Here is a 9,017-nt window from a genome sequence, read left to right as displayed (position 1 = left end):
GACCGCCACAGCGACCACGGCGAAGCACACCCGAGGCCCAGCCCGGACCCGGAGGCCAAACCCCGCAACGCGGAGCCGCCACTGGTATACCTAAACCAAGAGCTGACGCTGCCGGACAGCGTCAGTATTTGGATAAAATTAGAAATTCGCCCGTTCGCACTTTACAGAAGACCTTCATCAAGCGCAAAATCGCGTGTGGGGGTGATCAGCATGGAATCAAAGAACCCAGTTTGGCAGCGGAACTTATTCGTCCTCTGGGCATGCACATTTGTGGCCGGTATTGCTTTTAGCGAAGTTGGGCCTTTTTTGTCGTTGTTTATTAGTCAGATTGGTGATTTTAGTCACCAGGAACTGAATTTTTATAGCGGAATAATTTACGCTGTGTCGTTCCTAGTCACAGCGTTCATGGCGCCTGCTTGGGGCAGACTCGCGGGCAACCGCGGACACCGCATCATTTTGTTCTTCACCGCGGGCGGCATGGCGATTGTATACATACTGACGGGATTCGTGCACAACGTCTTGCTGTTGTTCCTGGCGCGCGCCGCCATTGGTGCCTTCTCGGGTTATATTCCCAACGCCCAGGCACTGGTCGCCGCGCAAGTACCGCGTGAAAAAAGTGGCCGGATCCTTGGCACCTTGATGACGGGGTCAACTTCAGGCGTGCTCGTTGGACCGGTTCTTGGCGGGTTGCTCGCGCATATTTTCTCGATTCGCCAAACGTTCTTCATTACTGGCGGATTGTTACTGCTCGTCGCTGTTTTGTCGGTGACCTTGGTTCAAGAGTCGGTTCATCCGGACAAAACAAAGGCAAAATCAACCGCCGGACGCGGGGGCTTCTTGAAACAATTCCAAAATCCACGTCTGATTATGGTGCTGTTAATCTCCACGATGATTGTGCAACTCGGCAACTCATCGATTTTTCCAATTATCAGCCTGTACGTGCGGCAATTGATGCACGGACGCGGGGCGATTACCGTTGTTGCTGGGATAATTTCGGCGCTGCCTGGGATTTCGAACATCATGGCTGCACCGCGGTTGGGTCAATACGGTGACCGTCACGGATCAGGGAAGGTGCTTATTGCTGGATATTTGTTTGCCGTGATTGTGTACTTTCCGCAGGGTTTTTTCGCCAGCCTCTGGATTCTCGGTGGCCTGCGCTTTTTGGTCGGTATTTCTGATGCGGCGCTGTTTCCCACGATTCAGACGTTGCTGACGAAGAATTCACCACATTCGGCGCTCTCGGACGTGTTCGCGTGGAACCAATCGTTTCAGGCTCTTGGTAGCATGTTCGGCGCGATTTGGGGCGGGGCAGTTGCCGGCTTTTGGGGCTACAACGCTGTGTTTATTTCCACGGCGGTATTGCTGCTAATTAATTTCGTGCTCCTCTGGTTCACCGAACCGAGTTTGCGCAAGTGATGCTGTTATCTAGTGGCATTAACCACCAATACGGATGAAAATTTCGCAAAAAAATTTCAGTCGGCAAACGCCTTAACCACGGGGATGTTTCCGCTTGCGGAATTTGTGGTTAAAGATTTATTGCAAAAAAATTAGCAAAAAGTGTTGACGGCCACCGAGTTTTAATTTATATTAATCCCATCATCAATACGACAGAGACAGAGCGTAGCAAGAGTAATCGGGAAAGTTCCTCAGGGAGCCGCGGTAAGTGTGAAGCGGTGGAACGGAAGCGATGAAAGTAGGCTACAAGTTCCTGCTTCGAGTATGGCTGAAGTCGTGCGAGTTGCAGGTGGGAGCGCCCATTACAGTGCACGAGTATCGTCGATTTCCGGAGTCGGCCGTACTTGCAGAGGCAACATCGGTGACGGTGTTGTGAATTAAGGTGGTTCGCGCATTGGCGCCCTTAGCAATTAATGTTAATTGCTAGGGGCGCTTTTTTTGTCAGCGAAATATGGACGACGGTTCATTCAGGCCACAATTCACGCCCTGGTCTTGGTCGGTTGTCATTATTCAAAAGAGCTATCCCTACTTTGTTGGTAACACGGGGAGTTTCGCTCTGTAAAATTCGGAGGTTTCACTTATGGAGAATTCAAACATTAGCAGCAAAAAATTGTCACGCAAACAGTTGATCACTTTGGGGTCCATGCTCTTTGGCCTTTTCTTCGGGGCGGGTAACCTGATTTTCCCAATTCACCTGGGCCAGATTTCTGGCGGTAACTGGGCGCCCGCAGCGATTGGGTTCCTTCTGTCTGCCGTGTGCTTGCCACTTCTTGCTATCCTTGCCATCTCAATGACGCGCTCCGATAGTATGTACCACCTGGCACGGCCAGTTGGTAAGGGGTTTGCGCTGTTCTTCCTAATCTGCACGCACGCCAGCTTGGGGTTGCTCATTGCTTCGCCACGGACGGCAACCGTTTCGTTCGAAATTGGGATTATCCCATTCATTTCTAAGGGTCAAGAAACCATTGCCCTCTTCATTTACTCAGCTATTTTCTTCGCCATCACCTACGCGCTCTCCCGGAACCAGTCCAAGATGGCTAGTTATGTGGGTAAGCTGCTCAACCCGCTGCTGCTCATTTTGCTGATTGTCGTTTTCGCAACGGCCTTCATCATCAAGGGTGACGGTGCCACTCTCGGCAAGATTGGCGCCATGAATGCCGGTGGTGCGAACATGATTAATGGTTTCCTCCAGGGTTACAACACGATGGACGCACTCGCCGGCCTCGGCTTTGGGGTTACCATCGTTACCGCATTAGGATTCTTCGGGATTACCGGTACCAGCGAACGTTCAAAGGATGTTGCCAAAATCGGGAGTATCGCCATGGGGATTGAAGCCATTATCTACGCACTCCTCATTGCGCTCGGTGCTATCTCCACCACCTTCACCAAGACGACCGAAAACGGGGCACCCGCGTTTTCCGCCATCATGAACCACTACACCGGGATTATCGGGACGTCAATTCTCGCCGCGATGGCCATCATCGCCTGCCTCACAACTTCCATCGGCCTGGTTACCTCATTTTCGCAGGACCTCGGCAAGCGGTTCCCAAAGATTGGCTTCCACAAGTTCCTCATCTTCACCTGTGTCGGCGGTTTCGGGATTGCTAACTTCGGGTTGACCCGCATTGTTGAACTGTCCACGCCAATTCTGTCGCTGCTTTACCCATTCGCGATTGGACTGATCTTCCTCGGGATTATGCACCCATTCATTGGCAAGTCCAAGATTATCTACACGAGCACCATTTCGCTCACCGCAATTCCTGCCATTCTTGATGCAATCCACTCCATGCCACCATACATTGCTAACCTTGGTTTCTTCAAGGCAATTAACACCTTTGCCACTAACTACATTCCTTGGTACAGCATTGGGATGGACTTCGTTCCGTTCATGGCAATTGGCTTGATTGCTGGTTTCATCATCGCAAAACTTGCGGGTGAAAAGGCAACAGAAACAACAGCCGAATTAAACTAGTTCGATGCAAAAAATGCCGTTCATCTTTGGGCGGCCTTTTTTTGTGCCTAGTTCGAACTCGTTCGGCCGGCCGTTTGCGGACATTGACCTGGGCGTTGTCCGCCGCGGCTTCCGGTGGCCTCGTTATACTGTAGTTGTGAATGATAAGTATCTAGATGAAAGGATCGATTGAAATGACGAACGTATTAATTTTGGGTGCGCACGGACAGATTGCCCGGCTGGCGACGAAGCAGCTACTGACAGATACCGATGCACAGCTCACCTTGTTCTTGCGGCGGGCTAACCGAATTCAGCCGGCTGATGACAAGCGTGAGCGTGTGGTTGACGGGGATGCGGCGCAGGTTAAGGACCTTGAAGCCGCGCTTGCGGGGCAAGACATTGTCTACGCGAACCTGGCGGGACACAACATTGAAGATCAGGCCAAGGCCGTGGTCAAGGCGATGACGACAGTCGGTGTTCGGCGCCTGATCTGGATTTCGACGCTTGGCATTTACGATGAAGTTCCCGGTGCTTTTGGCCGCTGGAACCACGAGCAACTCGATGGCGGCTACCTTGAACCGTACACGGCCGCCGCTAAGGTTATTGAGGCATCCGGGCTGGATTACACCATCATCCGTCCCGCATGGCTCAGCAACAAGGACATCGTTAGTTACGAGCTGACCAAGAAGGGTGAGGCGTTTAAGGGCACGGAAGTTTCGCGCAAGAGCATTGCCGATTTGGTCACCAAGATTGTGGCTAAACCAGACCAGTACGTCGGTGAATCCCTCGGCGTGAACCAGCCAGGCACTGACGGGGACAAGCCTTCCTTCTATTAATAGGAAGAATGGGTAACGCTAAGCTGCCCGTTAGTAGTAAAAGACACCACCTCAAAACGGTCTGTTTTGAAGTGGTGTCTTTTTTAGTAGAACATTGCGCAGCTGTATTGTTCAAAAAGGCGGGCGTGGGTAGCCCAATTGCCGCCGTAGTTCAGCATTAGCTTCGCCAGCGCCTGCGCGTTCATTAGCCGAGGATTGAGCGCTCGCAGTTGCTTGGCTGAGTTGACGGTTTGGTTGCGACTCATGATGGCAAACTCGTCGCCGAGGTTCGCGGTTGTCTGCACGATTTTGTTGACCAGCTTGGTGTTAGCGGCGATGGTTGCGTTAATCGCGCTAGTGGCATCGGTGTATTGCTTTGCGCCAACCGTAACGGGGTGGCCAGTGTTTGCTTTTGCAGCCTTTGCTTGCAGCTTTTCCAATTCGCGGGTTTGGGTGCTGAGGCTGATTATATTATTAGCAAAGTGGTTCATGTTATTCGTGAATACGTCGCCCATCATGTCGGTTGCACTCGTTGTTGCCTGGCTGATGCGGGCGTTTTCGATTGCCCGGAGCTGATTGCCGTAGTAGCGGTCAAGGCGGCCGGTCAGGAGAGCGGTGAGGCCAATGATGAGCATGATGATGGCCATCACCAGCAGGCGGTGGCGGCCAATTACCGTCATCTTAAGGTGCCGGCGCAAAATGATTTCAACTAGAGCAGACCCAAAGCACCCAAGCGCCACCGCCATAAATCCCCACGCCATTAACCTCACCCCCGTTATTTATTGGCTCCACCGAGCATACCAGCAGATTGAGCCGTTGTCTATTGGTATTCAATTGGTCGCATCGACCGCGCGCCTGGTTTATCTCAGAAAAAAAGGTTGTCGCAGAAATCGCGGCAGCCTTTGCTGGAATACTATGCGTTTCGTGAGTGAACTTCCTCGGTAAATGCGTCGACGTCAAACGTCTTGGCGAATTCTGCAAGGTGGACGAGGTTGCGCAGGAAATCGTGCGTCTTGGCCTCATAGCCGTGCTTGTGCCCGAGGTCGTAGATGTAGCCGTTAATGTAGTCGACTTCGGTGGGCCGGTTCTTGGAGAAATCCTGGTACATGGACGGGAAGTGCAGGGGGTTGGCCACCGCGCTAACGTGGACGATGCTTTGCCATTCTTCTTCGCGACTGTTGAGCAAGGTGATACCGGCGGCTTCGCAGGCGGAGTAGGCTTCCTCAATGAGCTGCTTGGAGAGCTTTTCGGCGGTTGGTGCCGCGATGAATTCACCCATGCGAATCTGGTACATGGTACAGAGGGTGTTGACCACTGAATTGAAGGTTACCTTGGCCATCAGGGTACCGTTGAAGTTGTCGGTCAGGTTGGGGTTCAGGTGTGCTGCCTGCAAGTCAGCGAGGAACTTCGGCGTCATTGCGTCGGGCTTTTCGGTTTGGGGGCAAATGTTCATGGACCCCGTGTTCGGCTGACCGATGAAATCAACGTCACCCGCACCATTCAGAACGGTGGCAACAAGCGCGGTGCCGCCCAGCACCTTCTCGGCGGGGAAGAACTTGTTAATCTTCTCGATATGGCCCATCCCGTTCATGCAGGTGATGGCGTACTGGTTTGGCTTGAAGAAGTGGGCGGAACGGTCCAGCATTTCTTGCAGCCCCATCTGCTTGCAGAAGATGATGTAGGCATCAGGACTACCGGTATATTCTTCTGGGGTGTAAATGTTGATTGGGACCAAATGCTTGTTTTGGCCGTCGCGGGAGACAAAGATGCCACCCTGCGCGCGACAAGTATCAACTTGCGGCTGCCAAGTATCAACGAAGTCAACGGTTGCGCCGGCATGTTCCTGCAGCAATACGCCGTAACGCAAGCCCATTGCGCCGGCACCCAAAATTGTATAATGCATATGTATGTTCTCCTTTGTTTGTGAGGTGTAAAGACGGCAAAACAATCCATCCCGCCTTAGTGATCATATGTTGACCAGTCCATGGCGAGCGAATTGCTGACAAAAGATTTTCTATGTTAACCAACACGTTTGCTGGTTGAGATTATTATGAGATTTGTCTCAGAAAATGTCAATCAATAATTTAATGTGGAGCTAATTATTTTTCGGAAGGCAGTCGGCGGGCGACAGCAGCCTGATGTGGTGAGCAAATGCCCGACTCATCGCGGTCACACACCGATAATTCGGAGCTGGCCACCCGGTTTTCGCCACCATCTGCGCCTAAAATACGACCAAAGTTTGATGGCGACGAGTAATTTTCTATGAGAAACTTATCATTGGTTTAGGGTTAGCTATTATTCTAGTGCGGCAGCTGGGGTGCTGCCGCGTGTTGGAGGAATATTTATGAATGACACACACAAGTTGCCAGAACGAATTAAGCGCATCTGGTATTTGAGCACGCTCGGTTCCTTTATCTTTGGCCTGGTTGTTTCTGGTGGGGTTGCGCTCGGACACATGTGGTGGGATTGGCCCATGTGGCTGGTGTTTGCGGCGCTGGGGCTCACGGTGGTCGAATCCATTATTGAGCTTGCGCTGGTGCCATACCGTTACGCGTTTTCCGGATACCGGATTACCGACACCGCGGTGGAAATGAGTTCCGGGCTGTTCTTTAAGAAGCACGTCGCAATTCCAATTGCCAAAATTCAAAACGTGACGCTCAAGGCGGGGCCACTCATGCAGGCCCAACACCTTGAACAGGTTGTTATTGCGACAGCGGCTACGGACCACGACATTGAAGGGGTTGAACCGCAGACCGCAGCTAAGTTGCGCGACCGGATTATGGCCCGTGCAATCGAGGTGCGTGATGATGCCCTCTAAAAAAACAAGTGCGCAGGTGCCACTGAACGTGTGGCGGCGGCAGAACGTCCTCGGGATCCTCGTTGATTCCCTGCATTTAGTTTGGGTTGTCGCCCTGAATTTATTGCGGGATGTTGGGGACTTGTTCAAGCGCCCGCTCCTGAATATTGGTCTGGGTCTGGGCATTTGGGCCGTGCTGATTATTGTGTTTGTCCTGCCACGGTTTCTGGCCACCAAGTATCAGCTAACGGAGTCGGAGTTCATTTTGCGGCGGGGGATTTTTCGCCGGCAAAAACTGCACATTAACTACAACAACATCCAAACCGTGCAGCGCAACCAGTGGTTCTTCATGGTCCCGTTCGGCGTTGAATCGCTGACGGTCGAAACGGCGGCACACTCTGGCAATGAGCCCGAGGTCAAATTAGTGGCCGTTCCGTTTGCCGTTGGGGATGAACTCGAGCGGCGGCAACACAAACAGTCGGCGATTGCGGTGACGCCGGAGCAGAGCACTACGGCCCAGACATTCGCCGAAAAATTGCAGGCTAAGCCCCAAGATGCGTCAACACCAAAGACCAGCTACCACCACACGCTCGATTTGCCCGAGCTGATTGCCTACGCGCTTACGTCACTCGGCTTCATTCCGACCATCATTGCCCTCTTAGGTGGTTTCCAATACCTACAGCAGGCACCATCAGTGGCCAAGTGGGCGGATGCGCAGGTGCCAGCAATTACCAATTGGGCGGTTGGCAAAATCAACCAGCTGGATGTGGTTGGCATCGGTCTGATGGTGCTGAGCCTCATGGCCGTTAGCATTATTAGCAGTGTCGGGGTGCAGTTGGTGCGCTACTGGAACTTCACCGTCGATTTTGATGGGGACCGCATCACCACCAAGAAGGGGTTGCTCCAAATTGGCACGGTTTCCGCCTCCGCCAGCCGGATTCAGGCGGTGCGGTTCAAGGCCAATGTCATTCGTGGCCTCCTGCACAAGGGGACGGCGCAGGTTGTGCTCGCGTCGGCCGTGGGTAAGGAAGATGATGACGACGACATGGTGCTCTACCCGATGCTTGCCCGCAACCAGGTGTGGGCGCGTCTGCACAACGTGGTTGCGTGGCTTCCCAGTCAGCAACCAACCATGCAGACCTTTGCAACGGGACGGTTTGCGATGATTCGCAACGCCATAATTGTGCCGCTCATCATTACCGGCGTGTGCGTTTATTACTTCCACACCTGGGGGCTTCTGGCGCTTTTGCTCGTGGCACTCGGCATCGCTTATGGTGAATTCGCGGTTGCCAATCGCGGTTTTGCCATCAGTGACCAGATTCTGTTCATTAGCTCGGGCTCGACGCTTGAACGCACCGATTTTGCGGTGAGTCGTCAGCACATCCAATCTGTTGAGGTGAAACAAAGCCTCTGGATGGTGCGGCACGATTGGGTGCACGTGGTGGTTCATATTCGCAAGGGGAACAGCGACGAAGAAATTGAACTGCGCTACGTTCCAGCGCAAATCGGCGATCAGGTTTATGCCTGGTACCTCGGTCCGGCCGCGCTCGCGGGTCAGGGCCACAATTAACCCGTTTCGTTGGTGGTAAGAGTCGGGCAAATTACTATTGACGTTCGTTAAATTTGCGCCTAGTATTATCACCAATAAGTGAATGAACGTGCTTTGCGGAGAAGAGAACGCCACGTGCATACCTCATTAGAGAGCCCGAGATGGTGAAAACGGGCAGGTATCTTGGTGCGAGAATGAGCTCCTAATAGCTGACAGCAGGTGGTGCTTGCTGCCCGGTCGCAACCGGTATCTTGCTAAGGCATCCAGATTTTTCTGTGTGCTGATGAGGCGGCAATTGCCGCGAACTAAGGGTGGTACCACGACTGAACTCGTCCCTCAACGATTTAATTATCGTTGGGGGCTTTTTTTATCCGACGAATTTACAATGTAAGTGCAACAAATTAACCAAATAGAAAAGACTCACAGCCTGAGTCCTTGTACAATGAAATC

At 52.6% G+C, this 9,017-nt stretch carries 7 protein-coding genes; 5 read left to right on the top strand and 2 right to left on the bottom strand.

Features of this window, described 5'->3' with window-relative positions:
- The first annotated feature begins 210 nt into the window (after nt 1-210).
- The 3 genes from EKN00_RS10490 (at nt 211) to EKN00_RS10480 (ending at nt 4,242) form a co-directional block, all read left to right on the top strand.
- Complete coding sequence (locus EKN00_RS10490) at nt 211-1,416, top strand: MFS transporter (protein ID WP_127850195.1); 1,206 nt, start codon at nt 211-213, stop codon at nt 1,414-1,416.
- A 619-nt stretch (nt 1,417-2,035) separates the two neighbouring features.
- The gene (brnQ, locus tag EKN00_RS10485; protein WP_127850194.1) at nt 2,036-3,427 is read left to right on the top strand and encodes a branched-chain amino acid transport system II carrier protein; all 1,392 of its coding nucleotides are present in this window, start codon (nt 2,036-2,038) and stop codon (nt 3,425-3,427) included.
- A 173-nt stretch (nt 3,428-3,600) separates the two neighbouring features.
- On the top strand, nt 3,601-4,242 hold the full coding sequence (locus tag EKN00_RS10480; protein ID WP_127850193.1) for an SDR family oxidoreductase: 642 nt from the start codon (nt 3,601-3,603) through the stop codon (nt 4,240-4,242).
- A gap of 83 nt (nt 4,243-4,325) precedes the next feature.
- Here EKN00_RS10480 and EKN00_RS10475 read toward each other — a convergent pair whose 3' ends face one another.
- Entirely contained in the window at nt 4,326-4,982 is a 657-nt protein-coding gene (locus EKN00_RS10475) for a hypothetical protein (RefSeq protein ID WP_127850192.1), read from the bottom strand.
- A gap of 152 nt (nt 4,983-5,134) precedes the next feature.
- Nucleotides 5,135-6,124, bottom strand: coding sequence for a ketopantoate reductase family protein (locus EKN00_RS10470; RefSeq protein ID WP_127850191.1), 990 nt, complete (start codon nt 6,122-6,124; stop codon nt 5,135-5,137).
- A 441-nt stretch (nt 6,125-6,565) separates the two neighbouring features.
- Between EKN00_RS10470 and EKN00_RS10465 the strand changes: the two genes are divergently transcribed.
- Nucleotides 6,566-7,039 carry a PH domain-containing protein gene (locus EKN00_RS10465; RefSeq protein WP_127850190.1) on the top strand — a complete coding sequence of 158 codons (474 nt, stop codon included), beginning with the start codon at nt 6,566-6,568 and terminating at the stop codon, nt 7,037-7,039.
- Complete coding sequence (locus EKN00_RS10460) at nt 7,026-8,588, top strand: PH domain-containing protein (RefSeq protein ID WP_127850189.1); 1,563 nt, start codon at nt 7,026-7,028, stop codon at nt 8,586-8,588. The genes EKN00_RS10465 and EKN00_RS10460 overlap by 14 nt, the downstream gene beginning before the upstream one ends.
- The last annotated feature ends 429 nt before the right edge of the window (nt 8,589-9,017 follow it).

The organism is Lacticaseibacillus hulanensis (assembly GCF_004010095.1).
Lineage (GTDB): Bacteria > Bacillota > Bacilli > Lactobacillales > Lactobacillaceae > Lacticaseibacillus > Lacticaseibacillus hulanensis.
This window is presented reverse-complemented; position numbering and strand designations above follow the sequence as displayed.

What these genes read in the sequence shown, in the direction of transcription:
- EKN00_RS10490 (WP_127850195.1), top strand. Translation starts at nt 211, where the DNA reads ATGGAATCAAAGAACCCAGTTTGGCAGCGGAACTTATTCGTCCTCTGG.
- brnQ (WP_127850194.1), top strand. Translation starts at nt 2,036, where the DNA reads ATGGAGAATTCAAACATTAGCAGCAAAAAATTGTCACGCAAACAGTTG.
- EKN00_RS10480 (WP_127850193.1), top strand. Translation starts at nt 3,601, where the DNA reads ATGACGAACGTATTAATTTTGGGTGCGCACGGACAGATTGCCCGGCTG.
- EKN00_RS10475 (WP_127850192.1), bottom strand. Translation starts at nt 4,982, where the DNA reads ATGGCGTGGGGATTTATGGCGGTGGCGCTTGGGTGCTTTGGGTCTGCT.
- EKN00_RS10470 (WP_127850191.1), bottom strand. Translation starts at nt 6,124, where the DNA reads ATGCATTATACAATTTTGGGTGCCGGCGCAATGGGCTTGCGTTACGGC.
- EKN00_RS10465 (WP_127850190.1), top strand. Translation starts at nt 6,566, where the DNA reads ATGAATGACACACACAAGTTGCCAGAACGAATTAAGCGCATCTGGTAT.
- EKN00_RS10460 (WP_127850189.1), top strand. Translation starts at nt 7,026, where the DNA reads ATGATGCCCTCTAAAAAAACAAGTGCGCAGGTGCCACTGAACGTGTGG.